This window comes from Mesonia hippocampi (assembly GCF_014197445.1).
Lineage (GTDB): Bacteria > Bacteroidota > Bacteroidia > Flavobacteriales > Flavobacteriaceae > Mesonia > Mesonia hippocampi.
Window position 1 is genome coordinate 151,071 of record NZ_JACIFO010000003.1, and the last position, 25,251, is coordinate 176,321.

Consider the following 25,251-nt stretch of genomic DNA (forward strand, 5'->3'; position numbering starts at 1 on the left):
CGGTTTAAAAATAAGCGCGCTTTTTAGTTCTAAAATGAAGTTATTTATAAACGGCAGAAAATTTGTTTGGAAGCATTTAAACAAAACTTTCACAATTCAAGATAAAATTATTTGGATACATGCCGCCTCTTTAGGTGAGTATGAGCAGGCTGTACCTGTAATTGAAGCACTAAAAAGAGATTTCCCTACCTATAAAATTCTTATTAGCTTTTTCTCTCCGTCGGGCTATGAAATTAAAAAAAATAATTTACTGGCAGATTGCACTATTTACCTTCCTTTAGATACCAAAAAAAATGCAAAGCGCTTTGTGGCAAGCCTTAATATACAACTCGCTATTTTTGTGAAATACGAAGTTTGGCCAAACTACCTTAAAGAATTACATAGCAGAGGAATTCCAAAAATGATTATTTCGGGAGTTTTTCGTGAAAATCAAATCTATTTTAAACCTTATGGAAAATTTTTACAGCAAGCTTTATTTTCTTTCGATTATATTTTTACCCAAGAAGAAAGCTCTAAAAACCTATTGCTTGCCAATGGTTATAAAAATGCAATTCTAGGAGGCGATACACGTTACGATAGGGTTTATAAACAACGCACACATAACAATAATGTTCCGTTTATCGATGAGTTTATCGACGGAAAAATCTGCATTGTATGTGGAAGCACTTGGCCTGAAGACGAAAAAGCAATTATTGATTATATCAACCAGACAAAACATGATGTTAAATTGATTATAGCCCCTCATGTAGTTAAAGAAAATCATATTAATATGATTTATAAACAACTACAAGTGCCTACACAAAAATATTCTCAACTTACCACTAGTAGCAACGTAAAAAACACCCAAGTACTGTTAATAGACAGTATAGGACTTTTAAGTAAACTATACAGCTATGCTGCTTTTGCCTACGTTGGTGGAGCAATGGGAAACACAGGACTACACAATATTTTAGAACCTGCAACCTTTGGAATTCCAATAATAATTGGGGTAAATCATAAAAAATTTCCAGAAGCTATAGCCATGAAACAAGCAGGTGGGTTAATTGAGGTTGCTAATGATTATGAATTAAAATTAGCTTTTAATAATTTTTTAACAACCCCCCAAACTTGTTTTAATATGGGAAACAATGCCATACAGTTTGTAATGAGCCAACTAAATGCTACCCAGAAAATAATACATCTAATCGATGAAAAAAAATTAATTTCCGTTTAGAGCTTAAGAAATGATAAATTTTATTAAAAAATAATATAAAAAAAATAAAAACATTATCTTTGTATCTACGATCAACATATAATACTAAATTAATTTTAACTCTAAAAACACTAACTCGTTATGAAAAAGTTATTTGTAGGTGCAATGGCACTATCAATGGTATTAGCGGTAACTTCTTGTAGAGAAACTACCAAAGAGGACGCTAAAGAAGCTGTAGAAACAGCTAAAGACAACGCAAAAGAAACAGCTAAAGAAACTAAAAAAGCAGTGAAAGAAGTAGCTGACGAAGCTGGTAAAGAAGCTGAAAAAGCAACTGATGCAGCAGAAAAAGCTATCGAAGAAGGAACTGAAAAAGCTAAAGAAGCTGCTAAAGACGCAACAGACGCTGTAAAAGAAGCTGCTGAAAAAACAGGAGACGCTATTGAAAAAGGCGCAGAAGACGTTAAGAAAAACGTTAAAGACCTTACTAAATAAGAAGTCTTTCTATCTTATAAAAAGCCCTATGAATAACTTTCATAGGGCTTCTTTTTTTATCCGTATTAAAGTAGTTTTTATCGTATAATTCCCACCAAAAAACCTATGATAGCATCCAATAAAGTTGATTACTACTACCAAGCTATTTACTTTTTAACCATCCATCCCATTTATAAATGTCTCTACAAAATTAACCACCTTTTGTAAAATTCTATCGCCAATAGATTTTCGTTTTAACACCGATGGTTTATCTCCTTCAATAAGACCTAGAAGTTCATCTCTTAAGGGTTTTCTTTCGGCATACAGATAATCTTCAATAAGTTTTTGAGTCTTTTCTGATGATAGGTTTTCTTCTTTTACAAAGGTTTCAAATGCTTTTTGCTGTTGCTCTGTCCAGAACTTCTCAAACTCTTGTGGAATGCTGTCTGAATCTTCTATTTGAGGTAAATTATCTTGAATAAATTTTTCAATTAATTCGCGCTTGCTTCTTAGAGTTACTTCACTTTTTAACAATCTAGAAATATCATCTTCGATATTTTTTTTATCCTTTTCACTGTGCTTCGACTTAAATTTTGCCAGTAACTCTATAATGTAACTCACGTTTATAGTGTCACGTTTCAATAACTCTAATTCAAAATCGATATCATTTAGTATCGATGCTTTTTCTGTGGAAGACTTAACATTAATACCATCTTTTAATTTCATGTATTTAGAAGTGTATTCAGCAAAATCATTTTCACTTATATCTAAATCCTTCCATGAAAACTCGGTAAAATGCCCCATTTTCTTATTAAGACGCATAAGAGCTCTAAAAGCATAAACAAACTGTAGTTTTTCGTCTTCTGTATAAAGTGAATCTACAGCGTCTTCGCTTGGTGTTATTTCTAAAAGTTTTTGTACCGCTTCATTAAATTTATCAACATAAGCTTCATAGGGTTCTAAAAGAATTTCGGCAATCGCTTCTTTGTTACTAAACAAGGCAATAGCTTCGTCGGTATTTTCTTTTAAATTTCTAAAACTTACAATATTTCCTTGGGTTTTGTTTTTGTCTAATATGCGGTTTGTACGGCTAAATGCTTGAATTAATCCGTGGTATTTTAAGTTTTTATCTACATACAATGTATTCACATATTTGCTATCAAACCCCGTTAAAAACATGTTTGCCACTAATAAAATATCTGTTTCGTTATTTTTAGATTTCTTGGCAACGGTATTGTAATAATTATAATAGCCTTGCGTATCTTTTATACTTTCTGCCATTCCAAACATTTTATTAAAATCTTCCACATAGGTTTCTAATAACTCTCTTCGGTGCGGACTTGGCACATATTCTGAACTTGGTTCGGCGGCCATGGCTAGAGCTTTGGTTTGGTAATCTACTTCATCTTGATTTTGAGCGTAACTAAATATGGTTGCAATCTTTAGGTTGTGTTCGCCGTTTTGCTTTTTTTGTTTAAAAAGTTCATAATATTGAATAACAGCATCTATATCTTGCACGCACATCATGGCACAAAACTTTCTACTTTGTGTTTTTAAGTTGTGATATTTAATAATATAATCTACAATGGCGTTTTTACGTTCTGGCGATTCAAAAACCTCTGCTTCATTAATTTCTTCAACCTTTAAATCTATTATATGCTCTTTTTGTTTGAAGGTTCTAATGTATTCAATAGAAAATTTAAGCACATTATCATCTTTTATAGCATCTGTAATAACATATTTATGCAAACAGTTACCAAACAAACTTGCTGTGGTTTTCATACCATCGGAATTCTGTTCTAAAATAGGCGTACCTGTAAATCCGAATAGCTGAATGTTTGAAAAATAACTTACAATGGCTTGGTGTGTGGACCCAAATTGTGAACGATGGCATTCATCAAAAATAAAAACCATGCGTTGGTCTTGCATGCCTTTCATTTTATAAAGATGCTTTCCTGAAATGGCATTATTTAATTTTTGAATCGTGGTGACTATGATTTTAACATTAGGATCGTTAAACTTTTTTATAAGTTGACTTGTGTTTTCAGCCGAACTCACACAGCCCTTGCTAAATTTGTCGTATTCTTGATTGGTTTGATAATCTAAATCTTTTCTATCTACGACAAACACCACTTTTTTTATCGCTGGAATTTTTGAAAGAATCTGACTAGCCTTAAAACTGGTTAAGGTTTTTCCACTACCGGTAGTGTGCCAGATATACCCATTTTTTTCTACTTTATAACCATTAAGGATTTCGTTTTCTGTAACCTTTTTAATAATTTTTTCAACCGCATAATACTGATAAGGTCTAAGCACCATAAGACGCTTATCTGTTTCATTCAATACAATATACTTGCAAATAAGCTTACTTAACTGACATGGCTCTAAAAAGCTATCAGCAAACCCTTTTAAAATATTGTTATAAGGGTTGTTGTTTTCATCTGTCCAATGAAATGTTTGTAAATACTCCTGCTTGTGAGTACCAAAATTGCTAAAATATTTAGTATCTACGCCATTACTAATAACGAATAATTGTACGTAATGAAATAGCCCTCTTCCACTTCCAAAACTATGTTTTTGATAACGATTAATCTGGTTAAAGGCTTCTTTCATTTCCAAACCTCTACGCTTTAATTCTATTTGCACTAAAGGCAAACCATTAATTAACAAGGTAACATCGTAGCGGTTTTTATAAGAGCCTTCCATGGTGACTTGGTTGGTAACCTGATATTGGTTTTGACACCAATGCTCGGTATTTAAAAACTCGAAATAAAGATTGTCGCCATTATCTCGTACAATATGCTGTTTTTCACGTAGGGTTTTGGCTTTTTCAAACACCGAACCTTTACTTAGTATATTGAGTACACGTTCAAACTCGTTAGCTGTAAACCTAATGTTGTTATGGGTTTCTAACTGTGTTTTTAAATTAGCCAATAAAGCTGTTTCGTCTGGAATGCTAACTTTTGCATACCCCAAGCTTTGTAGTTGTTCTACTAATTTATTTTCTAATATTTGTTCAGATTGTGTGCTCATTTATTTTTTAATTACCCTCAATACAAATGTTAATAAGTTTGTTTGGAATTCTAAAATATATTATTTTTGTCATATAAAAATATAAGGATTGGGGTGTCCCCGGTCGAACTAAAGCCAAACGAAAGTTTGGCTTGTGTTTTTTACGGAAACACCTTAAGCCCATATTTTTTACCTTTTTTGGTGTATATTTTCGAGTTTAAAATATCATATGCCGGATTCGCTCTTTTTGGGTCTATAACATATCTTGCTATGGGATAAGCCACCAAATCCGCCAATTGGAGTCCATTAATATTTTCCTTTTTATCTTTAAATACAATTTTAACATTTACTTCTTTTAAACGCCGTGCTGAAACATAGTTTGTGCCTCTGGACAATAATCTTTGAAAGTGTTCTGCTAATTTTCTATCTTCCTTTTTTCCTCTTTTTTCTATTACAATTTCTAAGTGCTTTTCAACATTTTTAACTTCGTCCAAGCTAAAGATTGCTCTTTCAATGATAAATGAAAGTGCTAGTTCATACACATCATTTGAAAGCCTGCCATACATTTTTATGTATTTAGCCTTATCAATAGCCGACGAAATAATCCTGTACTTACTGTTTTGTATAATATCATTGATTGTTTCATAAAATTCTTTTTTGATTTTTAAATCAAATAGAATCTGGAACTCTTTTTCGCACTTCCTGATATCCCTAGAATGAAGAATCACTTTCTTGTTTTTCCAGAACTTACCTTTTAATGTATTAATTCTATCCCGGATCGTGTTATAATGATCTTCGGAAGTCAATAACCCACAAAGTAAAAAAACGGGAAAAGAAGGATCGAGTTTAACCAAACCATGATCACCGCTTTCATCTATAAACAAATAGTATTTTTTTTGAGTCACCAACTTAAAAGAAAAAACCTCCCGAGTGTGCATTGTAAAGAGGCACGGAAAGTGTATTGTGGTTAGTAAATATACAGCTTAATATTGTGAAAACAAAAAAGCTTTTACCATAAAAACTCACGGAATATCATTTTAATGAACGAAACATTTGGTTGATAGCTTTTTTCTTTTGTTCAAAGTTGGGGTGTACGTACAAGTTTAAGGTGGTGCTTATGTTGGCGTGTCCCAACAAAACGCTTACCGTTTTATAATCGCAATTACTTTCTATGCATCGGGTGGCAAAACTATGGCGGAGTCCGTGGAATTTTAATTTAGGCATACCTATTGCCTCCATTAAATTGTTGTAATAGTTTCTGTAAGTTCTGGGTTCGGTTGGGGTGGCTTCGTTGGTAAGCACATAAAAGGAACTGTTTACAATGTTCTTAAAAGGCTTTACCAGTTTTAATAAATCACTGCTAATGGGAATTTCCCTATGCGAGTTTTTAGTTTTGGGCGTGTCAATAATAAGCTCTGTTTTGCGCGTATGTTCCTCAATGTTATAAATGCGTTGTATGGTTTTATTAATATGAATCACGCCGTTGGCAATATCTATGTCTTCCCAGGTTAAGGCACACACTTCGCCGATACGCATGCCGGTGCTTAAACACAAATACACGCCAAGGTTTCTAAACGTAAAGTTGTTTTTTATGTATTGCATAATGGTTTTTTGTTGCGCTTTACTCAGCACTTCCAATTGGTGTTGTTTTCTTTCGGTTGGGAATTGAATATCGAAAGGTTGATAGACCAGCCATTTGTGTTTTGCACCAAATTTCAGCACCATTTTTAAAACAATAAGCATGTCCTTAATTGTCTTTTTGCTTAAGCCACTTTCTAATTTTTTGAACACAAACGCTTGTGCTTCATCTTCTGTAATGGTGTTTTGATTACCAAACTCTGGCAATAAATGGTTTTCTAACAGCAATAAATACGAGGAAATGGTAGATTTTTTTACGTATTGTTTTTTGTCTTTTTGCCACATTTTGGCTACTTGTTGAATGCTTTTTTTGGGGTTCATTGTTTTGAATTTTCGTTGAAAACCCAAAACTACACTTAAGGATTTTAAACATAAAGGAAAGTAATTCGGGAAAAGATTTCCTTAAGTATTTTAGAAATTTATGTTCCCACCAAAGGAAATATCCCTAAATTGAGGTTTCCGGGGTTTAATGAGGAGTGGAAAAAAAGAGTGTTCAATAATATTTATTCGTTTAAAAAAACAAATTCATACTCTCGTGAAAATCTTAATTATGAAAAAGGAGAAATAAAAAACATTCATTATGGAGATATTCATACTAAATTCAACTCACTGTTTGATATTGATATTGAAATAGTACCTTTCATAAATAAAGAAATAGATACGAAATCTATTGATGAAGATAATTATTTAAAAGTAGGCGATTTAGTTATAGCGGATGCTTCAGAAGATTATAATGATATTGGAAAAACAATTGAAATAAAAAATCTAAATAAAGAAAAATTAGTAGCAGGATTACATACGTTTTTAGCAAGGAAAGAATCAAAAGAAATAGTAAATGGTTTTGCTTCTTTTTTAATGAAAACTTATGAGGTAAGAATACAGATAATGAAAATTGCTCAAGGCACTAAGGTCTTGGGAATTTCAAAAGGAAGATTAGAAAAAATTAAATTAACTTTTCCTGAAATTGAAGAACAACATAAATTAGTAGATTTTCTAACTTTAATTGACGCTCGCATCCAAACCTCTAACAAAATAGTTGAAGACTTAAAATCCCTCTCCAAAGGATTGCAACAAAAGATATTTTCTCAACAATTACGATTTAAGGACGATAATGGAAATGATTTTTCTGAATGGGAATTTAAAAACGGAAATTTACTGTTCAAGAATATATCAGATAAAGAGCACAATTCCGATTTGCCAATTCTTGCAATTACTCAAGATAAAGGTGCTATTCCAAGAGATTTGATTGACTATAACATTGGAGTTACAGCAAAAAGTGTAAGCGCCTATAAAGTTGTTCAAGAGGGTGATTTTATTATAAGTTTAAGGTCTTTTCAAGGAGGAATAGAATACTCTAATTACAAAGGGATTTGTAGTCCTGCATATATTATTTTAAGACCTATAAAAAATATGAATCGAGTGTTTTATAAGTATTATTTAAAAACAGCTGCCTACATCATAGAATTAAATAGAAAACTTGAAGGTATTAGAGATGGTAAAATGATTAGTTATAAATACTTCTCTGAAATAAAATTACCCTATCCTTCATTAGAAGAACAAACCAAAATCGCCAATTTTCTTTCATCCCTTGATGCAAAACTGGACAAAGAAAAGCAACTTTTAGAGCAATATCAACAACAGAAAAAGTTTTTACTGCAAAACTTATTTATATAAACATGTTTTGCAACAAGTATTTTTTTTGAGCCTTTAATTTGTCTAAATAGTCTTCTTCTAAAGCTATTTTTTTATCAATAGTAGAAAGGGTTGATGCAATTTTTTGTTGTTCTTCTAAGCAAGGTAAATTCATATTCATATTAGATAATTTTTTAAAGTACAAATATGTTCTTGATCCACCTTGTTTTTGAAGTAGAGCATATTTTTTGACTTCATCTCCATCGTTTAATTTATATTCAAGGAACTTGTCATTTATATTTTTCGCTGAGAAAACAGGATATAAAGTACTTACAATTCCTTTTTCACAAATTGTATTCCTATTAAATTTAAAAACTAAATCATCACTCATATGGCGATAAGTAAAATAATTTCTTGGTACAACATTATAACCTGTATTATCCTTGCTCGCAACTTGATTACCCGAATAGTATTCTGTTTGAAACATAATTCCTTGTCTCGAAGAGGTTAGAACGGGGTACTGATCACTATATTTTGTTTTCTCATTATGTTGAATTAAAAATAAACCCAACTTCTTTTTTTGCCATTTAGGAAATTCCTTTCCATCCTTATCTTTAAACCGTATCTCTTGCTTAAAGATTTTCTGCATCACCCCTTTTTTGAGTGTCTTATAATCCTCAATTATTTTGTTTTGAGTAGAGATACTTGAATTCAATAAGTTGATAAAACTCGCTATCTTTTTTTGTTCAAACAATTGTGGTTTAACAATAGTTATTCTGTAAAAATCCGAATGATTAAGATCTGGAATAGTTGATGTTCCTGCTAATCTTAAAATCAAGCATTGTATTTTATGAGACTTTAAAAAATGAACTAGAAAATCTTTATCTAGACTTTCATCATTAAATTTTATTTTAAAAAAATTATTATGAAAAGCTCCAGAAACACCAGTCACGACCATTCCTGTATTTCCTGTTCTTGTCATTAACACATCATTCTCAGAACATAAAACAGACTTCGGAGGGTTTTTTATATAATATTTTTTAGTATTTCCAGCTTTTAAAAATTCATTAGTAATATAGAAATAGCCTCCTTCAACTTTTTCGGTATAACGCTCAGAAATTGCAATTTGTAAACCTTGATTGATTTTTGTAAGCTCTTTAAAAGATTTCTCTTCCCACTCCTCATGAAACCCTGGAAATCGCAAATTGGGAACTTTTCTTATTTCGTTACTGTTTTTATTCACCTTAGAGATTTTTTAAGCGTTAAAAAAATTCAGTCCTAATTCCTTAAAATACCCGTCAATCTCTTTATCGAGTTCAGCGCGTTGGGTTTCCAGGCTTTTTATGTTTGCCATAACCGCATCAATATCAACCGGTGCTTCTTCTTCAAAGGTATCTACATAACGTGGTATGTTTAGGTTGTAATCATTTTCAGCAATTTCATCTAAGGTAGCTACATAGCTGTATTTATCTTCGGTTTTGCGTTCGCGATAGGTGGTAATTATTTTGTCTATGTTTTCTTGGGTCAATACATTTTGCGTTTTTACCTTTTCGTAATGCTCGCTGGCATCGATAAACAAAATATCGTTTGGGTGTTCTTTACACTTTTTAAACACCAAAATACAGGTAGGTATGCTGGTACCATAAAAAATATTGGCAGGCAAACCTATTACGGCATCCAGATAGTTTTTCTCTTTTATAAGATATTCTCTAATATGACCTTCGGCACTTCCTCTAAACAAGGCGCCATGTGGTAACACCACTGCCATTTGTCCGTTTTCAGCTAAATGATGTACCATGTGCTGTATAAAAGCAAAATCGGCCTTACTTTTTGGGGCTAACTTACCGTATTGACTAAATCTATCGTCGGTCATAAAAAGTTGGTTGGCACTCCAATTGGCAGAAAAGGGCGGATTGGCAACAATGGCTTCAAAACGGAGGTCTATGTGCTGCGGATGCTCTAAAGTGTCTTCTTGTTTAATATCGAACTTACGATAATGCACCCCGTGCAAAATCATGTTCATTCGTGCCAAGTTATAGGTGGTACGGTTGAGTTCTTGTCCGTAAAAGTTATTCACCTCCTCTACTTCCTTGGCTACACGTAACAAGAGCGAACCACTTCCGCAAGTAGGATCGTACACCGATTTTAACTTCTTTTTTCCTGTGGTTACCAACTTTGCCAAGACCATACTCACCTCTTGAGGCGTGTAAAATTCCCCAGCTTTTTTACCTGCACCACTAGCAAATTTACCGATTAAATATTCGTAGGCATCTCCTAAAACATCTAATTCGGTTTGGTCTAACTGAAAATCGATGTTATCTAAATGTGCCAATACTTTGGCAATAATCTCGTTTCTTGCTTCTGGGGTTTTTCCTAATTTAGTGGAGTTTAAATCCATATCCTCAAAGAGGTTATCGAAATCTTCTTCACTCTCCGTACCCATGGTACTGTTTTGTACGTTGTTTAATATTTTTTGAAGATCTTCTAAAATGAAGTTGGTTTTCGTGCTATACGTACTTTCTTCTTCCTTGACTAAAGGCTCGCCATCATCATTAAAATTTCCACGTTTAGCTATGGAAGTAAACAATTCGGATGGTTTTAAAAAGTAGCCTAACTTTTCTAAGGCTTCTTCTCGAATGGCGTCAATGTACTCTTGTCCTTCAGGGCTGTTTTCGTCTATATCGGTAAATTGGATGCCATCGGGTTGCAGAATGGCGTTGGCATAAATTTCCATCTTTTCTGCTAAATACTTGTAGAAAATAAAGCCTAAAATATAGTCTCTAAATTCATCGGCATTCATTTTGCCTCTAAGGGTGTTGGCGATATTCCAAAGTTGTTGTTCGAGTTGTTTTTTATGATCTTCAGACATTGAGGATTTTTTACCTTTAATTCAAAAGTTTAAAGATATTGTTTTTTACCACTACATCAAAAAATACAAATAAAGAAAATATAGTATTTTTCCTACAAAACTCAAGCCTTCGATTTTTACATAATTTACACTTAAACAATAGAAAATCAACTTTTTTAAAAACGCCATATAATGAATAATAATACTACCTGATTAGCTACTATTCCCACTTGATTAACATGAATGATACTCGCTCACACTTTTTAGTGATTTCCTGTCAATAATATCTAACTTCTCATCATTCAGAGGTTTTATATTAGTTTTATTGTTTAGAAACACGTATATTCATACAATTAACATGTTGTTTTTTAGCTATTAAGAAAATAATATTGCCCCTCAGGCTTCATTATGAGTACAGGGTGAGTCCAAAGTGACTCCAATATGACAGCAATATATTCCATAAAATAATGGACATAAACTTAACGCACTATCAGTAGAAATAACTAATTAAAAGCAATAACAATGGCATACTTAGGAAAAAATAATCAGATAACCGGAAGTCTAGGTGACCTAGTGTTTCGTACCCTTGATGGTAAAACAGTCATTCAGCGAAAACCACAGAAAAATAAAATAAAACAAACTGAGCGAACCCAAAAAGCAGCTTCTGATTTTGGAAGAGCTTCTACCTTGGCGAAAAAAATAAGAATCGGCATAAAAACATACAGTAGAGATTTTTCTGATTCTAAATCCTTTTGTAGATTAAGAACACGACTACAATTGGCTGCTTGTACTGATAATCCTGCCCCCATTGGAGAAAAAAAACTATGGGATGGAAAGCCAAAGCTGCTCGAAGGTTTTGAGTTTAATTATCACAGTCCCTATGAACGCTATTGCCGTATAGTAATTAAAGATATCGCATTAGCTTCACAAAAATTACACATTAAACTAAAAGCATTTCAACCTAAAAAAGCAATTACTTGGCCTATCAAGGCAAATAAAGCTAAACTTTGTTTTTGGATGAGTGTACACAGAAAAAAGGACGACTTATCCGTTCAGGAAGAGTTATTTAGTCTAGAAATACTTCCAAACAATAAAATATCCCCTGCAATCAATTTTGTAAGTAACACAATAAACTCTTCTAGTATTGTATATCTCTGGAGCGGTATATTATATTATCAATACGATGCTTTATTAGATTGGGTTTGTTTGAATCATAAAACCTTACATCCATTAAGGTTACAAAAGGTTTTAAAAATAGATGTCTCTTCCTAGAAAAAAAACAACACAAAAGTTCTTGTTGTTTTATATATAGTTTAAAGAAAACATCCTTATTCCCCATAGTTACAAACCTAATTTCTTGAAAAAGAGGTTTAAAAGTGTTTTTTAGCTTTATTTATGAGTATGAAAAAAATTCACGATAGATATTTAACAATAATAGCTGCCTTTCTCTATCTATAGTTACATATAAAATCGACTATAAATTAAGCTTCATTAACATTGATTGTATTCCTATACAATCATCTCAATTACTCCCTATACCTTTTTGGTATCGAGTTGGTATAATTTTTAACGTTTAGCCTTTTTCTTCAACTAAATTATTAAGTATTTTTACGAACTGATTGTTTACTTAGTCTAAGTATCAAATAGACACCTTAATCTTATTAAATTTTTAGGTGGGGATACTACTAAAAAAAATCAACCTAATTTTTTATTATTTAAATTATATTATGAAAAAAACAAGCCTTTTTTTAATTGCTTTTTTAATCTTTCTGCCTGCTTCGTTGTTTGCCAATGAAGGCATGTGGTTTTTAATGCATATTAAACGTTTAAACGAACGTGATATGCAAAAAATGGGACTTCAGTTAACTGCTGAAGAAATTTACAGTATCAACAACCAAAGTATTAAAGACGCTATTGTTCAGTTTGATGGTGGTTGTACCGCTAGTATTATTTCTGATAATGGATTGGTACTTACAAATCACCACTGTGGTTATGATGCTATTGCAGAATTATCTACCGAAGAACAAAACCACCTTAAAAATGGATTTTGGGCAAAAACATTAAAAGACGAGCTTAAACCAGAAAGTCTTTTTGTGAGATTCTTTGTAAGAATGGATGATGTTTCTGAACGTATCTTATCTAAAGTAAACGATTCGATGACCGAAAAAGAACGTGAAGCTACTATTAACAAAGAAATTGCTAAAATAGAACAAGAGAACAACGAAGGTGGTAAATACACCGTTTCTGTACGTTCTTTTTACCAAGGAAATGAATATTACTATTTTGTATACGAAGATTACAAAGATGTTCGGTTGGTAGGTACACCTTCTGATAAAGTGGGTAAATATGGTGGAGATACCGATAACTGGGAATGGCCACGTCACACAGGAGATTTCTCTTTATTTAGAGTATATGCCGATGCTGACGGAAACCCTGCGGAATACTCTGAAAATAACGTACCATTAAAAGCAAAATACCACTTACCCGTAAACATTAAAGGAGTAAAAGAAAACGATTTTGCAATGATTTTAGGTTATCCTGGTAGAACAAACCGTTGGATGCCCGCCGAAGGAATCGAGCAAAACGTAAACTACGCTTATCCTGCTTGGGTAGAAGGCTCTAAACTTAGCATGGATGTAATGAAAAAATACATGGACGAGGATGCTTCTATCAACTTAATGTATGCTTCTCAGTATGCCGGAATTGCTAACTACTGGAAAAATAGACAAGGTATGATTGATGCGTTAACAGCTCATAAAACTGCCGAAACTAAACGTAAAGTTGAAAAGAAATTTAACCGATGGGCTAACAAAAAAGCCAACAAAGCAACCTATGGAGATGTGGTTACTAACATTAACAATTACTACAGCTTAACCAACAATAAGGCAAAGCACGACAACTACTTAATGTCGTTATTACGTTCTAGTAAGTTTTCTGTTTTACCATATCAAATTGGTAAAAGCTTAGAATCGTATGTTAATGCCGATGAAGCTGCTCGTAAGAATTTAGAGCCTAAATTGAATGCTTTTATAGAGAGCAAATACACAAACTATCATTTACCATTAGAGAAAGAAATTTTAGCAGAGCAACTAAAGTTATATTCAACTAAAGCAGATTACGAATTACCAGAGATTGTTGCTAAAATTGCTAAAGATGGTGATTTTACCAATTACGTAAATGCTATTTTCGAATTGAGTATTTTTTCCTCTAAAGAGCGTGTAACAGCTTTCTTAAAATACCCAAATAAAGAATTATTAGCTAACGATCCGTTATATATTTTATCATCTCAATTGTTAGGTAAATATAGAGAACAACCTGAAAACTTAGTACAACCACTAAACGATTACCAAAAGTCATTTAGATTATTAGTAGACGGTTTACGCAAATCTGGTTTTAGCGATATTAAATACCCAGATGCAAACTCTACTTTACGTTTATCTTACGGAAAAGTAAGAGCTTTACCGAAAGATCCTACAAACGATGCTAGTATTAACAACTACACCACCTTAAAAGGAATGGTTAAAAAATACAAGCCAAACGATAGTGAGTTTGATTTATCTCAAAATATGTTAGACATCTATGAGAAGAAAGACTACGGAAGATATGCCAACAGTAAAGGCGAACTACCTGTAAACTTTTTATCTGACAACGATATTACAGGAGGAAACTCCGGTTCGCCTGTACTAAACGGAAATGGAGAATTAATAGGTTTAGCATTTGATGGTAACATCGAAGCAATGGCCGGTGATGTTATTTTCGATTCTAAATTACAACGTACTATCAATGTGGATATCAGATACGTACTTTGGCTAATCGATAAGTATGCTGGTGCTGAACGCATTGTAGACGAATTAACGATTATAGAATAACCTACAACCACATCATAAAGTAAAAAGCACAACCAAATTGGTTGTGCTTTTATTTTTTTAAGAAAGCTTAGCAGTAAATAAATTGAACCAAATATAAACCGAAAAGCAACTCTAAAAACAAACAAACCCCTGTAAATACAGGGGTTTGTTTTGTTCTAGTAGCGGGAACAGGACTCGAACCTGTGACCTTCGGGTTATGAGCCCGACGAGCTACCTACTGCTCTATCCCGCGATATCGGACTGCAAATATAGGGATTTAAATACTTTCAAACCAAATAAATTAAATAAAATTTGATATTATTTTAAAACATAAAAACAAATCACTGATTTACAGTGTTTTAAAAGCACAAAAATACTATTTCAACATTAATATCTTTAACTTAATGCTGCTAATTAGTAAATATCACGGAATTCTGTGAACCAAAACTCACCAGATAAACTCAACTTTGTAGCTCTGTAAAACTATATTTTAAAGCCATGAACTACAAAACACTTTTAAAACTAAAGGCGCTAACAACCGATACTGTTCTTAAAACACTTGAAAAAGCGGTAGAATTAGATAAAAATTCAGATCATTTTATTCCTCCGCAAATAAGCATTAGTACTGCATCGGGAATTACACACTATGGGTATTTTATTAATTATACGGCAACAGAAAATTCCGTTTTAATAGCCGAAAAAAACACTAATATGGGAGTTAATTATATACATGCGCTTAACATAACAAGTATTTATATCCATGATATAGAGACTTATGCACATTTATTTTCTGATGGTGAAATAGCTTTTGTCCCTACCGAAAAAGACACCCCTACAATGTTGTCTTTAAAAAAGGATATAAACCAACTTGAAACAGCCATTAGTGGTAAGTTAAACAAGAAAATTGCTTTAAAATGGGAACATCAATCTGAAGAAATAAGTCCTGCCGATAAATACTATGCCAAAAAGGCAATGCTCTTACTAGAAGAAACTTTAGCATTAATTTATGCAGATAATTTGTTTAAAGAAGCACTTACAGAAAACATAGGTAACCTTGTGTTCTCTTCTGCTACAAACAATCAAGTAAGACTGATAGAAAAAACACTAAGCTTAGAAATAAATTGGAAAAACCCTCCGTTACCTAATGCATTATTTGCTATGATTGAAGAATGCTTTTAAGGAATAGGGATTAAAGCGATAATTCATCTAAGGCTAATTGTTTTTCTTCCCAGTCTTGCATAAGTACTTGTAAGTACTCTTTCTTTTTCTCATAATCACTAAAGAAACTTTTATCCTGAAGCAGTTTTTCATAATCTGAGGCTAATTTCTTATCCAACAGCTTCAGCTCAGCTTCTAGTTTATTGATTTGCTTTTCAATATTACTAATTTTATTTTTCAGCGACTTTACTTCTTTTTGTTGTTGATATGATAACTTAGCGGGCTGCTCTGCTATAACAGGTTCTTTAGTGCTTTTTTGAGTTTTCTTTTCGGCTTCTCTTAAATTATCTATTGCTCTTTCCTCTAGGTAATACTCTATATCGCCTAAAAACTCGGTAAGTTTATGCTCTTTAAATTCATACACTTTATTGGTTAAACCTTGTAAAAAATCCCTATCGTGCGATACCACTATCAGTGTACCTTCAAAACGTTTTAATGCTTCTTTTAAAACATTTTTAGATAAGATATCAAGGTGGTTGGTAGGCTCATCCATCACCAAGACATTAAACGGCTGTAACATTAATTTAGCTAAAGCTAAACGGTTGCGTTCACCTCCCGACAATACTTTTACATACTTATCTGCCTCTTCTCCTCTAAATAAAAAAGCGCCCAAAATATCTCTAACTTTTGTACGGTTAGAAGCATTTGCAGCATCTATCATGGTATCTAAAACGGTTTTATTTCCGTCTAGGTATTCTGCTTGATTTTGAGCAAAATAACCAATTTGAACATTATGCCCCAGTTTTAAGTTTCCTTGGTAATTGATTTCTCCTACTATAATTTTAGCTAGGGTAGATTTTCCTTGTCCGTTTTGCCCTACAAAAGCAATTTTATCTCCTCGAGCTACTTCTAGTTTTACGCCTTTTAAAACCTCTACATCTCCGTAATTTTTAACAATATGTTCTGCATCGACCACCACTTTCCCTGGAGTTACCGAAACCGGAAAATTAAGCGTCATTACGCTATTATCGGTTTCATCTACTTCTATCCTGTCTATTTTTTCCAGTTTTTTCATCAGGGATTGTGCCATAGAAGCCTTACTTGCTTTTGCCTTAAATTTCTCTATTAGCTTCTCGGTATGGGCAATCTCTTTTTGTTGGTTTTTTTGTGCTGCGGCTTGCTGCTCTCTACGCTCTTTACGTATTTCTAGGTATTTTGAATAGGGTTGGTTATAATCGTAAATATTGCCTAACAGGATTTCTATGGTTCGGTTTGTTACTTGGTCTAAAAACATTTTATCGTGCGATACAATAACCACACAACCAGCATAATTTTTTAAAAAGCCCTCTAACCAAATTATACTTTCTATATCCAGGTGGTTGGTTGGCTCATCGAGTAAAAGGATATCGTTGTTTTGTAATAACAGTTTTGCCAGTTCAATACGCATACGCCATCCCCCAGAAAAGGTTTCGGTATATTTATCAAAATCATCTCGAGAGAAACCCAAACCTTGCAGAATACGTTCGGTGTTTCCTTGGTAATTATAGCCTCCATGTATTTCGTATTGGTGCTGAACTTCGTTCAACTGCACAATAAGCTCATTGTATGAATCAGATTCATAATCGGAACGCTCTGCTAATTGCTTATTGATTTCTTCTAGCTGCTGCTCTAAACTTTTTATCGTAGTAAATGCTTGATAAGCTTCATCTAAAACGGTACGTCCTTCTTCAAAATCTATATCTTGACGTAAAAAGCCTATTCGGGTTCCTTTTTCCTTTGCTATTTGTCCTGTATCTGGTTCTATATCTCCAGAAAGAATTTTAAGCATGGTAGATTTTCCGGCTCCATTTTTTCCTACTAAACCAATCCTGTTTCCTGGATTTAACTTGAAACTAATTCCATTAAACAGGTACTCTCCCTGAAAAGAAATAGATACATTTGAAATATTAAGCATAATTGTAACTTTAATAACATAGCAATTCTGCAAATATGCTTAATTTTGTATAAGATATAAAAATATACAGCATGAGTTTTTTAAAAGGCACTAAACTATATAGTATTTTTACAGGAACTTGCCCCGTTTGTCATCAAGAGGCTATGTATAAAAAATCAAACCCTTATAGGTTAGGTGCTATTTACAATATGCATGAAAGGTGTTCTCACTGCCATACAAAATACAAAATAGAGCCTTCGTTTTTTTATGGTGCTATGTACGTTAGTTATGGTGTAGGTGTGGCTTTTGCGGTAGCTGCTTTTATTATTTCTTATTATTTTATTGGCACTTCTTTAATGACTTCTTTTTATGCCATTATGGGTACTTTAGTGGTGTTTATGCCTGTTATTATGAGACTTTCTCGTAATATTTGGATAAACTTCTTTTTGCATTACGATGAAACTAAAGTTAAATCAGCTTCGCATAACGAGTAATGTCTACCTCTTCTGGTAAATCTGCTTGTCCATTTATGTAACAAAGAAGTTGTTTTGCAGCAGTAGGGGCTATTAAAACTCCTCTGCTACCAAAGCCATTACAAACATACATATTGCTGTTTTTAGGATGTTTTCCTAAAAACGGACGCCTGTCTGCTGTAGCTGGGCGTAAGCCTACTTCTTGATCTATTAATGTGTACGGTTTATGGCTAATTTCCTCAAAGGCTTGTATGAGCTGTTTTTTCTTTTCTGAAGTAGGTAAATAATCATTCCCTGTGTTATCATAAGTAGCTCCAATCTTATAATAATTATTCCCTAAGGGCAATACAAACATTCCTGCTTTTATAACAGAAGAAAGCTTAAATTCTGGTGCCTCGACCACAATATATTCTCCTTTATTCATCTTTAATGGAAGCCAATTAAAAAAAGGGTTTTTACGTAATCCAACCCCTTCAGCAAAAATAATATGCTTTGCTCTTAATGTTTTGTAAGTATAAATATTTTCTTCTTGGTGGTAATGCAATTGTTGGTAATCAAACTTCTCTTGGCTAAACCTATTTTCCTCCTTTAACCAGTTTATATGTTTTTTTTGTAGTAAAGCTGTATTTACGTAGCCTGTCTGTTTTACCTCCCCGAATTTAAATTTCGAACACAGCTCATCTACTTCTTCTGTTAAAGTTGAAGATAAAAAGGAATTCAAACCAGGTTTATCTGACGCAACAAACCAATTGTTTTGTTCTTCAACTCCATTAAACTTTCTATAAATAGGAAGCTCATGAATAAAGGTTGTTTGATGAAGGTTTTCCAAACGCTTATAAATATCTAAAGCATACGGGAGTTGTTTATCTGCCTCCCAGGCTAAACTAAAACGTTTTAACATTATGGGATTAAAAATTCCTCCTGCTACACTGGTAGAGCGTTCTGTATCGCCATCGATAACAAAAAAAGAGTCCTGTTCTTGATAAAGTTGTTCAGACAGGCTAATTCCCGCTAAACCACAACCTATAATGAGATAATTGTATACCATGGTACAAAAATAAAAAACGCCCTTTAAAAAGAGCGTTTTTATCTATTTATAATATGCAAGCTAGTCTAGTAACTCCACATATATGATTCGAAATTACGAACTGACTCTTTAATACGATCTGATTCTAATAACTGCATTAGTGCATTATCAGCAACATATTCTTCAATCTCACGATCGCCATACATGTTATCATCTTTATAAATAACACCGTTAAATCTTCTTGAGTTTAACAAATGATCGAAAGTGATAGGCTCTGAAGAGTTATCTGTATTAAATGCCATAGCTTTATGCATTACTTTTCTTGCTTCTGGGTAGAATACCCAAAACAACTCTACAGGTTTAGCGTCTTCGTTATTTTGGCTTTTAGCATAAGCATCTACTACCATTGGGCAAATACCCAATAAACGGTAACGTAAATCACCTTGACGCTTATCAAAATACCAATACCCACGTATTCTGTAGCCTTGTACATCAGAACCGTCAATATCGGTTCTTCGTATAAACTGAGGGTCTAGAGCTTCTCCTGCATTTAGCTGTGCATATCCTTGAGATAAGGTATCACGTCTAGATAAGGTTGGCCCTAACTCTTCTAATGTACGCTTACGGTTAAAATAAGAGTCTGCATAAACATTTTTAATTTCTCCGTTTCTAATATTAGTTAATAATACTTGAAACAACGACATACGCTCGTTACCTAACCTACCAGTGTCTAGCGGATATAATAACGGTATGTTTATACGCTCATCTAAATCGATGTACTCCCAAACCGTTTTCCCCCATAAAATATCACGCTCACCAACATATCCGTATGGTAGTGGCTCATCGTTATCATTTTCTATCTGCGCTTGTGTTTTCTTCCCGATTTCATCTGGCGACTTAGCATTTAAAATGTTAAGCTGAGCAAAAGCTGAAGTCCCAGCAAATCCTATCAAAACGGCAGCAAAAAGGCTTTTCAATTTCATGTGTTATAAATTTATTTGCTATTACTAGTATTGGTTAGATATGCTTAGCCATAAAGCACATTTTGATTTATGGCTAGGTATATCTTGTTTTATTAATTTGTAAGCTGAACAATTACTGGAGATACAGATGGTAGTCTGTACGATGAGTTTCCTGCAATTTTAGCTCTAATATCAAAAATCTGAACTACATCTCCACGTTTTGCATTTTGCAATGCACGTTTAGCAGCTCCGTTTAGTTTCTGTCCGTGTACTTCTACAATTGGTTGTCCTGCAACCTGCATTTTAAATCCTGATACCGCTAATTTTAAATCAAAGTCGAAATCTGGAATTTTAGCACTAATGGTAGAAATTTCTAATCCGTTACGTTGCATTCTTACAGGCCCTCCGTTTCCATCTTCTCCTCGTACGGTTCCTACAGGACGTGGAATTTCTTTAATTCTAAAGTTTTTACTGTCAGAAACTGTCTCTCCGTTTGGTAATTTCCCTGAAACGTTAATTTTCACTTCACGAGATTTTATTCCTGTAACATTCATTACATATTTTCCTGCTCCTCCTGCTGATGATAATCCTGGTGCGTTTGCACTTACGCTTGGCACACCTGGGATAGAGATAGTCATCGGGTTATTTACACCACGGTAAACTACATTCATTTTATCTGCAGAAATTACTGCTGCATTAGGCTTAGGTATAACGGTATAAGTTTGTTTTACCGGAACTTCTATTGGTTCTCCATCTTGATTAAAGATAAGTTTACCTTCTATAGTATGTTCTCCTACGCTACCTGCGTTTGTTGTTAAAGCTACACGTCCGTCTTTAATTTCGAAATCTTTTCCTTCTGTTAAATCTCTACCGTCTAGTTTTAGCTCTACTTTGTTAGGTTTTGTAGTTGCATCTTTACGTCCTAATACAATTTGCCCATCAAAAGTATCGCTTCCGAAGTAAGCAGATTTAGAAGTTTCCATTAAAGTTGTATAGTTTGTCATAGAAACTTCGTCCTTTAACTGTCCTGAAAGCATTGCAGCTAGAATTTGATTTTCTATCGTTTTAATGTCTGCTTGCATTTGTGTAAGCTTTGTAATAGAAGCTACTAAAGGATATCCTACAAAGTTATAGTGAATCCAATCTTTTTTAACTCCTTCTCTGTCGGTTACTTTAGCGGTGCTAAATTTACGATTCACATCTTTAAGGATGCTTTCATAATCATCGCCTAATACTGTAGCTAATTCATTTCTATAAGCTTCTATCTTCCCTACAAACTCTTGCCCTTCTTTAGTTACTTTACTTTGGTAAAATTTCTCATCAAAAAACCCAGATTTATCCATTGTTTCGTAATCTGTTGGATTATCTACTGTTTTTAATGCATCTTCTTTAAGGGTTGCAATATAGTTGTTAAGCTCTGATGAGGCTTCCTGTACTTTCTTAGCTTTAGTTGCTAATTCTTTATACTTTTCAGGTTGCTCTGCAGCTTTTTCTGTAAGGCCTGTCATGAACGAGCTGTTTCTTTCTGTAGCAGCTTGATTAGCTTCTGTAAGGCTTTCGTTCATCATTCCAAAAGCAGATAACACTTCCTTAGACATATTTAGTGCCATCATCGCGATGAATACTAAATACATAAGGTTAATCATCTTCTGCCTTGGCGTTTGTTTTCCTGATGCCATATATTTTAGTTATATTAAGTTATACAATTAGTGATCTACTAAGTTTCTTAGTTTTTTGGTGACATTGCAGATAACATTCCTCCGTAAACATTGTTTAATGAAGAAAGGTTAGTTGCTAAAGACTCCATTTCTGCTCTTAATTTCACTGCATTGTCTGCTACAGCTTGATTAACTTCTGCTTGCTTTGAAGTAGATTCTAATTGAACTTTATATAAGTTGTTTAATTTTTCCATTTGTGAAGCTGCTAAAGTCATTTCTTCACTGTATTTTTTCTGTGAAGCTACAGCATCTACAGTAGGTGCCATATTTTTAGCTGCTCCTTCGAAGTTTTTAATGCTATTTCCTAAGCTTTCCATTAAGGCTCCGTCTATTTTAGCATCTTTAAGCATTTTGTCTAATTTCTTAGATAATAAACCTTCTGTTTCTGCTACTTCTTGTGATTGTGCAATCGCTTTTCCTTTTGGAGCTCCTTGTCCGCCTGCTAATTCAGGATATACTAATGACCAGTCTAATTCATCATCTACAGGTTCAAAAGCAGAAATGAAAAATACTAATGCCTCAGTAACTAGCCCTGCGATTAACATTTCGTTACCCATTGGCCAGTGCATAATTTTAAATAATGCTCCTAAGATTACAACTGCTGCACCTAAACCGTACACCATGTTCATTATCTTTTTTCCACTCTTTGATTTTGCCATAATTTTAAGTTTTTAAGTTAAGTTTGTTTTTAATTTAATTTTAATTGGTATTATTATCTTGGAGGTTGATTTAAATCTAAATCATTCCCTAAATAATCTTGTACTGTTCTAAAGCCTATATAACTTCTTGCAGAATCTGCGTATTCATAGTCTCTAGAGCTTACTTCTAAGTAATACGACACGTCTTTCCATGAACCTCCGCGTACTACTTTACGTTTATTCTTCTTATCGTTAACATTTGGGTTGATGGTTGAAGAGTATTGGTAAGATTCTGCACTGTATGAGGAGTTCACCCATTCTGCAACGTTACCAGACATGTTGTATAATCCGAAATCATTTGCTTCGAACGATTCTGCTTCTACAGTATATAAGGCTTGATCTGCTGCATAATCTCCACGCATTGGTTTAAAGTTTGCTAAGAAACAACCTCTATCATCTTTAGCGTAAGGACCACCCCAAGGGTATGTTGCTCCTTCTATACCTCCACGCGCTGCATATTCCCACTCTGCCTCAGATGGCAAACGGTAAGAGTTTACATTATGAATTCCTTTAGAACGTCTGTAAGCGTTATGGTATAAGGTTCTCCAGTCGCAAAAAGCTTTTGCTTGTGTCCAAGAAACTCCTACTACAGGATATTCATCATAAGCAGCATGCCAGAAATAATCGTTATGCATTGGTTCATTGTAAGAGTAATTAAAGTCTCTAATCCATACGGTTGTATCTGGATAAACCTCTACTAAATGTTCTTTGATAAATTGCGAACGGTCACCTTTTGAACGTGCTGCCGCTTCAATATCCATTGTTTTATAGCTGTACTTAAATTTTGTAACATCCATTAAGCGTTGCCCATTGTATGATTGGTCTGCAGGCAGATACATTTCATCCATAACCGTAACATAGTATTGGTCTGGGTACTCGTTTGTTTCCCAAATAATATCTACATCCCAATTTAAACGTTGGTTTGTTGGATCGTAATGGATAGAATATTGCTGATACGGAGTTTCATCATCTGCATCATCTGCGTTTGCTGATCCTTTAAAAGCAAAATCTTGAATAGAGCCGTTGTTTCCGCCATCTCCATCGCCTCCACCAGAAAATTCTGCTTCTTCTCCTAGACGTTGTCTAATGGTAGAGTCTCTAACCCAGTGTACAAATTTTCTATATTCTGAATTGGTTATTTCTGTTTCATCCATATAAAAAGAACGAACAGTTACAGTTTTGGTTGGGGCATTTTGTAAACCAGCTAAATCTTCGTCTGATTTACCCATAGAAAATGAACCTCCTGGTACTAAAGACATACCCAAAGGCTTCTCTGGATGCCATTTTTTTCCTTTAGCTCCAACAAGTTGACCGCGGTCTCCACTACCGCAACTAGCTAACAAAAAGGAAACAGAAATAATAAAAACTAATTTCTTCATAACTATACTTAGGTTAAGATGATCTTATTTTAGGGGCGTAAACCTATTTAATTCTTTACTAAAAAACAATTTTTTTCTTAAAAAAAATACAAAAAACTTAATATTATATTAACAAATCAGACTTCATTTTTGCGTTTAGCCTTATACCAACGCTCTGGTATCGCTTGATTGCACGCATCTAAATAATCTTGATAACTACAAGACAATAACGTTGGCTTTTTTAATTTATTGTTAAAACTTGTAGAAAAAGGTATTTCTATCCACCAACGTCCCGAATTAGTACTCTTGTAAAAAGTTAGCGGAGCTACATCTTCTACAGGAACAGCATAACGAAGATAGCTTCCTTCCTTCAAAATATCAGTTTCATGTTTACGATAATTTACCCCTTCGATAAAGTACCACAACATTTGAGAGACCAACATAGAATTATTTTCTGTTTTTTCCAAATCGTACAACTGAAAAATCCCAAAAGATGTTAATCTGTCTCCAATACCTGCATATCTTGATAAAGCACAAGCTTCTCTATTAGAAAAACCATTAGGGCTTCCTTTTGTAAGTGCCTCTACCGAGGAAACATCTATGCTTAGCATATCCGCATCACGCATAATAGGCTCTATTAAGGTAATATCTTTACTGATTTCCCCTAAACGATAAGCTTCAAAAAAAAGCTTTTCTATAAGCCCTATTTCTTCTTGTGGGCAAAAATAGGTTTGATAACCAATGTTAGCATAATTAAATAAGTTGTAAGGCTCATCCATTATCATTTTACCTACGTAGGAGTGGGTACTTATGGGTTGCTCTGCATTTCCGATATCAAAACGCGCATCTACATTAACATAATTCACCATACCACGGTTATCATAAGCCCTATATAAGTAGTAAACCAACTCCTGGCTTCCGCCTAAAATAAGCGGAATAACCTTTGCGTCTAACAAATATTCTATAATGTTTTGAAACGCAAAATACGTATCTTCCGGTGTATCTCCTGCAAGAATATCACCTATATCGGCTACTTGAACATCCCAATTCCCGGCATACAGCCCATATAAATTTTTACGAATTTCATTAAAAATAGCAGTTGAGGATTCTTTCGGGTTTACCCTCGACTCACAAACACCCAACAAGGCTATTTTAACATTTTCTAAATCTGGAAATGTTGTTGCTGTATGAAATTGAATTTCGTGACCATAAGCAAATTGATCATTTTGAAATGCTGCAAGAACCTCGTCTGCAACAGGCGCTAAGAAATCAAAATTCAT

The 25,251-nt window shown here is 33.6% G+C and carries 19 protein-coding genes and 1 tRNA gene; 7 read left to right on the top strand and 13 right to left on the bottom strand.

All coding sequences use genetic code 11. From position 1 onward, the window contains the following. Positions 1–34 precede the first annotated feature (34 nt). Both GGR32_RS04945 and GGR32_RS04950 read left to right on the top strand, forming a co-directional pair. Positions 35–1,213, top strand: a complete 1,179-nt coding sequence (locus GGR32_RS04945; protein WP_183477067.1) for a 3-deoxy-D-manno-octulosonic acid transferase — start codon at positions 35–37, stop codon at positions 1,211–1,213. Positions 1,214–1,333: 120 nt separating this feature from the next. Next, positions 1,334–1,687, top strand: coding sequence for a hypothetical protein (locus GGR32_RS04950; protein WP_183477069.1), 354 nt, complete (start codon positions 1,334–1,336; stop codon positions 1,685–1,687). A gap of 153 nt (positions 1,688–1,840) precedes the next feature. On the opposite strand, the gene GGR32_RS04955 is transcribed toward GGR32_RS04950, so the two are convergent. The 3 genes from GGR32_RS04955 to GGR32_RS04965 all read right to left on the bottom strand — a co-directional run bounded on the left by GGR32_RS04955 (position 1,841) and on the right by GGR32_RS04965 (position 6,637). Beyond that, on the bottom strand, positions 1,841–4,699 hold the full coding sequence (locus tag GGR32_RS04955) for a type I restriction endonuclease subunit R (protein ID WP_183477071.1): 2,859 nt from the start codon (positions 4,697–4,699) through the stop codon (positions 1,841–1,843). 140 nt (positions 4,700–4,839) lie between these two features. Continuing rightward, positions 4,840–5,562 (bottom strand): DUF3800 domain-containing protein, encoded by a 723-nt coding sequence (locus GGR32_RS04960; RefSeq protein ID WP_221403691.1) that lies wholly within the window; start codon positions 5,560–5,562, stop codon positions 4,840–4,842. 148 nt (positions 5,563–5,710) lie between these two features. Further along, on the bottom strand, positions 5,711–6,637 hold the full coding sequence (locus tag GGR32_RS04965; RefSeq protein ID WP_183477075.1) for a tyrosine-type recombinase/integrase: 927 nt from the start codon (positions 6,635–6,637) through the stop codon (positions 5,711–5,713). A 129-nt stretch (positions 6,638–6,766) separates the two neighbouring features. Between GGR32_RS04965 and GGR32_RS04970 the strand changes: the two genes are divergently transcribed. Continuing rightward, positions 6,767–7,990: a restriction endonuclease subunit S gene (locus tag GGR32_RS04970; RefSeq protein WP_246415171.1), complete on the top strand. Its 1,224-nt coding sequence runs from the start codon at positions 6,767–6,769 to the stop codon at positions 7,988–7,990. Here GGR32_RS04970 and GGR32_RS04975 read toward each other — a convergent pair. Beyond that, the gene (locus GGR32_RS04975; protein WP_183477079.1) at positions 7,983–9,191 is read right to left on the bottom strand and encodes a restriction endonuclease subunit S; all 1,209 of its coding nucleotides are present in this window, start codon (positions 9,189–9,191) and stop codon (positions 7,983–7,985) included. The two genes, GGR32_RS04970 and GGR32_RS04975, sit on opposite strands and share 8 nt — an antisense overlap. A gap of 12 nt (positions 9,192–9,203) precedes the next feature. After that, positions 9,204–10,817 carry a type I restriction-modification system subunit M gene (locus tag GGR32_RS04980; protein WP_183477081.1) on the bottom strand — a complete coding sequence of 538 codons (1,614 nt, stop codon included), beginning with the start codon at positions 10,815–10,817 and terminating at the stop codon, positions 9,204–9,206. A gap of 501 nt (positions 10,818–11,318) precedes the next feature. Between GGR32_RS04980 and GGR32_RS04985 the strand changes: the two genes are divergently transcribed. Both GGR32_RS04985 and GGR32_RS04990 read left to right on the top strand, forming a co-directional pair. Continuing rightward, positions 11,319–12,068: a hypothetical protein gene (locus tag GGR32_RS04985; protein WP_183477083.1), complete on the top strand. Its 750-nt coding sequence runs from the start codon at positions 11,319–11,321 to the stop codon at positions 12,066–12,068. Positions 12,069–12,523: 455 nt separating this feature from the next. Next, complete coding sequence (locus tag GGR32_RS04990) at positions 12,524–14,665, top strand: S46 family peptidase (protein ID WP_183477085.1); 2,142 nt, start codon at positions 12,524–12,526, stop codon at positions 14,663–14,665. A 159-nt stretch (positions 14,666–14,824) separates the two neighbouring features. Here GGR32_RS04990 and GGR32_RS04995 read toward each other — a convergent pair. After that, a tRNA-Met gene (locus GGR32_RS04995) sits at positions 14,825–14,897 on the bottom strand. 245 nt (positions 14,898–15,142) lie between these two features. Between GGR32_RS04995 and GGR32_RS05000 the strand changes: the two genes are divergently transcribed. Next, positions 15,143–15,823, top strand: a complete 681-nt coding sequence (locus tag GGR32_RS05000) for a hypothetical protein (protein ID WP_183477087.1) — start codon at positions 15,143–15,145, stop codon at positions 15,821–15,823. Positions 15,824–15,833: 10 nt separating this feature from the next. Here the strand turns inward: GGR32_RS05000 and GGR32_RS05005 are convergent, their stop codons facing one another. Continuing rightward, on the bottom strand, positions 15,834–17,756 hold the full coding sequence (locus GGR32_RS05005) for an ABC-F family ATP-binding cassette domain-containing protein (protein WP_183477089.1): 1,923 nt from the start codon (positions 17,754–17,756) through the stop codon (positions 15,834–15,836). 71 nt (positions 17,757–17,827) lie between these two features. On the opposite strand from GGR32_RS05005, the gene GGR32_RS05010 reads away from it, so the two are divergent. Next, positions 17,828–18,229 (top strand): DUF983 domain-containing protein, encoded by a 402-nt coding sequence (locus tag GGR32_RS05010; RefSeq protein ID WP_183477092.1) that lies wholly within the window; start codon positions 17,828–17,830, stop codon positions 18,227–18,229. On the opposite strand, the gene GGR32_RS05015 is transcribed toward GGR32_RS05010, so the two are convergent. The 6 genes from GGR32_RS05015 to GGR32_RS05040 form a co-directional block, all read right to left on the bottom strand. Continuing rightward, positions 18,204–19,256 carry an NAD(P)/FAD-dependent oxidoreductase gene (locus tag GGR32_RS05015; RefSeq protein WP_183477093.1) on the bottom strand — a complete coding sequence of 351 codons (1,053 nt, stop codon included), beginning with the start codon at positions 19,254–19,256 and terminating at the stop codon, positions 18,204–18,206. The genes GGR32_RS05010 and GGR32_RS05015 overlap by 26 nt on opposite strands. Positions 19,257–19,321: 65 nt before the next feature. Next, entirely contained in the window at positions 19,322–20,218 is an 897-nt protein-coding gene (gene porN / locus GGR32_RS05020) for a type IX secretion system ring subunit PorN/GldN (RefSeq protein WP_183477094.1), read from the bottom strand. A gap of 92 nt (positions 20,219–20,310) precedes the next feature. Beyond that, positions 20,311–21,876: a type IX secretion system motor protein PorM/GldM gene (porM, locus tag GGR32_RS05025; RefSeq protein WP_183477095.1), complete on the bottom strand. Its 1,566-nt coding sequence runs from the start codon at positions 21,874–21,876 to the stop codon at positions 20,311–20,313. Positions 21,877–21,923: 47 nt separating this feature from the next. After that, positions 21,924–22,574 (bottom strand): type IX secretion system motor protein PorL/GldL, encoded by a 651-nt coding sequence (porL, locus tag GGR32_RS05030; RefSeq protein WP_183477096.1) that lies wholly within the window; start codon positions 22,572–22,574, stop codon positions 21,924–21,926. 53 nt (positions 22,575–22,627) lie between these two features. Beyond that, positions 22,628–23,992, bottom strand: coding sequence for a T9SS ring complex lipoprotein PorK/GldK (porK, locus tag GGR32_RS05035; protein WP_183477097.1), 1,365 nt, complete (start codon positions 23,990–23,992; stop codon positions 22,628–22,630). Between the two features lie 116 nt (positions 23,993–24,108). Further along, on the bottom strand, positions 24,109–25,251 hold the full coding sequence (locus GGR32_RS05040; RefSeq protein WP_183477098.1) for a formimidoylglutamase: 1,143 nt from the start codon (positions 25,249–25,251) through the stop codon (positions 24,109–24,111).

Excerpts from the sequence above, each read along its gene's own strand:
- GGR32_RS05040 (WP_183477098.1), bottom strand. The coding sequence starts at position 25,251 with ATGAATTTTGATTTCTTAGCGCCTGTTGCAGACGAGGTTCTTGCAGCA.
- GGR32_RS04955 (WP_183477071.1), bottom strand. The coding sequence starts at position 4,699 with ATGAGCACACAATCTGAACAAATATTAGAAAATAAATTAGTAGAACAA.
- porK (WP_183477097.1), bottom strand. The coding sequence starts at position 23,992 with ATGAAGAAATTAGTTTTTATTATTTCTGTTTCCTTTTTGTTAGCTAGT.
- GGR32_RS04985 (WP_183477083.1), top strand. The coding sequence starts at position 11,319 with ATGGCATACTTAGGAAAAAATAATCAGATAACCGGAAGTCTAGGTGAC.
- GGR32_RS04945 (WP_183477067.1), top strand. The coding sequence starts at position 35 with ATGAAGTTATTTATAAACGGCAGAAAATTTGTTTGGAAGCATTTAAAC.
- GGR32_RS05000 (WP_183477087.1), top strand. The coding sequence starts at position 15,143 with ATGAACTACAAAACACTTTTAAAACTAAAGGCGCTAACAACCGATACT.
- porM (WP_183477095.1), bottom strand. The coding sequence starts at position 21,876 with ATGGCATCAGGAAAACAAACGCCAAGGCAGAAGATGATTAACCTTATG.
- porN (WP_183477094.1), bottom strand. The coding sequence starts at position 20,218 with ATGAAATTGAAAAGCCTTTTTGCTGCCGTTTTGATAGGATTTGCTGGG.
- GGR32_RS04950 (WP_183477069.1), top strand. The coding sequence starts at position 1,334 with ATGAAAAAGTTATTTGTAGGTGCAATGGCACTATCAATGGTATTAGCG.
- GGR32_RS05005 (WP_183477089.1), bottom strand. The coding sequence starts at position 17,756 with ATGCTTAATATTTCAAATGTATCTATTTCTTTTCAGGGAGAGTACCTG.
- GGR32_RS05015 (WP_183477093.1), bottom strand. The coding sequence starts at position 19,256 with ATGGTATACAATTATCTCATTATAGGTTGTGGTTTAGCGGGAATTAGC.
- GGR32_RS04980 (WP_183477081.1), bottom strand. The coding sequence starts at position 10,817 with ATGTCTGAAGATCATAAAAAACAACTCGAACAACAACTTTGGAATATC.
- GGR32_RS04990 (WP_183477085.1), top strand. The coding sequence starts at position 12,524 with ATGAAAAAAACAAGCCTTTTTTTAATTGCTTTTTTAATCTTTCTGCCT.
- porL (WP_183477096.1), bottom strand. The coding sequence starts at position 22,574 with ATGGCAAAATCAAAGAGTGGAAAAAAGATAATGAACATGGTGTACGGT.
- GGR32_RS05010 (WP_183477092.1), top strand. The coding sequence starts at position 17,828 with ATGAGTTTTTTAAAAGGCACTAAACTATATAGTATTTTTACAGGAACT.
- GGR32_RS04965 (WP_183477075.1), bottom strand. The coding sequence starts at position 6,637 with ATGAACCCCAAAAAAAGCATTCAACAAGTAGCCAAAATGTGGCAAAAA.